Origin of the sequence: Streptacidiphilus neutrinimicus, from assembly GCF_000787815.1 — a bacterium.
Lineage (GTDB): Bacteria > Actinomycetota > Actinomycetes > Streptomycetales > Streptomycetaceae > Streptacidiphilus > Streptacidiphilus neutrinimicus.
Genome location: NZ_BBPO01000102.1, coordinates 8,978 through 11,295 on the forward strand (window position 1 = coordinate 8,978; position 2,318 = coordinate 11,295).

The window sequence follows — 2,318 nt, forward strand, 5'->3', positions numbered from 1 at the left end:
CCTTCGGCACGCCGCAGCCGCGCCCGCCCGCCGAGCCGGGCTCTCGCCGCTTCCCGAACCCCGCCACGCCCCCGACTCCGACCCCCACCCCACACCGAGCTCCGGGCGGAGCCCGCGAGCTGACATCCCGTTTCCTCCCGAACGCCCCCGCACCCACCCCGGGTACCCCCCCTGCGGGCGGTGTTCGGCAGAGCGGGTCGGTTCCGGCGGGTGGCTCCGGCACGGTGTCCCGCTTCCCTGCTCCCGGTTCGGGGGAGCCGGGACGCGAGGCGCCGGGCGCGTATCCCGGTGCGTCCCCGGGTACCGCCCCGGCGGGCGGCCCGGGTTCGGTGTCGCGGTTCCCCGCCCCGGGCGCCCCGCCCCACGCCTCGGGGCCGCAGCACCCGACCGGCCCGACCGGCGCGCCCGCGCCGGGCGCGGGCGAGGTGCCGCCGCAGCTCTCGCGGTTCCCTGCGGCCGGTGGCCCTGGCGCGGGGGAACCGCCGTCCGGAACGGCGCACGACGAGCGCTTCTCCGGTGCCGGCGGACACGCCGTGGGCCCCGTGCCGGGCGCCGGTGGGCGTCCGTCGCCCGGCGACGCCCCCTGGCCGCGTGGGGAGGGTGCCGGAGGCAAGTTGCCGAGGGCGGCTGAAGTGCCGCCGCAGCTCTCACGGTTCCCTGCTGCTGGTGTGCCGCTGGCCGCCGTGCCCCGACCGGCGTCGCCCGTGCCGTTCGGCCCGGACGTGTCCGGGGATCTGCACGGGGCCCTGTCGCCCGTAGATCCCCGCGTCTCCGTCCAGGCGGCGTCGCTCGTGCCCACGGACCCGTGGATCCTCACGTTGCTCGGTGCGCCGCCCGCCGGGGCGGAGCCCGGGGAGGCGCAGTTGCGCGTGCTCGGGCCGGTGGAGCTGGTCGGGGCGATGGGGCCGGTCGAGGCCGCCTGGCGGGCCGGGCTGCTGGAGGTGGCCGCCAGGCGCGAACTCGGGCCGGCACAGGGGGCGTACGCGCCCGCCGACGCGATCGGACGGCTGCGGGAGTGGCTGGGCGACGGACCCGGCGGACGGCCCGTCAACCTGCGCTGCGACTGGGACGACTTCCAGGCCCTGCGCGCCCGCGGACTCGCCGACGCGGGGACCAACGGCGACATCGCGCTGGCCCGCGCGCTCGCGCTGGTCCGCGGCGCGCCCTTCGCCGAGGCCGTCTACCCGTGGGCGGAGCCGCTGCGGTCCGGCATGACCGACGCCGTCGTCGACGTCGCCCACGAACTGACCCTGCGTCGCCTTCGGGTCCGCGACCACCAGGGCGCGGACGCGGCCGCGCGCCGTGGCCTCGTCGCCGAGCCCGACGCGGAGTTGCTGCTGCGCGACCTCGTGCTGGTGCACGCGGACTCCGGGGACGGCCCGCAACTGCAGCGCACGGTCGCGCGTTTGGAGACCAAGGCGGCGCGCACCGGCGTCCCGCCGGAGCCCGAGACGGCGGCGCTGCTCGACGAGCTGAGGTCCGCGGAGATCGATCCCCTCTCGCGCCGGTAGGGTGGCGGGGACCGGACAGGCACCGAGGCGTCCGGCCCGAGCGACCAGTGCGGGGTGGAGATGAGCGGGGGAGACGGGCTGCGCGGGCGTGTTCTCGTCATCGACGGGGGCAGCGGCCGCGCCGCACGGCGGTTTCCTCCGCGCGAGGGGCGGCCCGCCCCCGCCCTGACCCGCATCCTCGCGTCGATAGCTCCACAGGTGCTGCTCGCGGCCGAGGGCGTCGACACCGTGCTGCTGCCCTCCGCCGTGGACACGGACACCATCTGCGACCACCTGCGCGCCGCGGCCCGTCACCCCGGCCCGCTGCTCGTGCACATCGGCGGCCACCTGGTCCGTGACCGCCGCACCGGCTCCCTCGCGGTCGAGTTGGACCAGGGGCGGCTGCCGTGGCGCGCGCTGGAGGAGGAACTGCGGCTGCGCCCGGCGCAGTTCGGCACCCTTGTCATCGGCGACCTCAGCGCCGAGGCGGATGCGCTGCCTCAACTGCGCGTGCTGCCCTCACCCCTGGGCGCGGGTCTGCCGCTGTGGGCCTCCGTCAGCCCCGACCCGCAGCAGGTCGGCACCTTCACCCGCGCGCTCGTCGAGGCCCTGCACGGCGGACGCCCGGGCGCGGGCGAGCGGTTGACGCCGGAGCAGTTGCAGCAGCAGGTCCACACCGTGCTGCGCCCCGAGACGCAGATCGTCGTCTCGCATGCGCCGGGCTGGCAGGTCTTCCGCAACACCTCGCGCCGCCTCGGCTCGACGCTTGTCGACCCGCAACTGCTGTCAGCCGAGCCGGCCGAGCCGGCCGAGTCGGTCCCGTTGGCC

General features: G+C 77.5%; 1 protein-coding gene and 1 pseudogene. Both read left to right on the forward strand.

The features are described 5' to 3' along the window. Positions 1-683: 683 nt before the first annotated feature. Positions 684-1,511 carry an AfsR/SARP family transcriptional regulator gene (locus tag TR48_RS43895; protein WP_161789959.1) on the forward strand — a complete coding sequence of 276 codons (828 nt, stop codon included), beginning with the start codon at positions 684-686 and terminating at the stop codon, positions 1,509-1,511. A gap of 60 nt (positions 1,512-1,571) precedes the next feature. Then, a pseudogene (locus TR48_RS43900) lies at positions 1,572-2,318 on the forward strand (hypothetical protein); the annotation flags it as partial.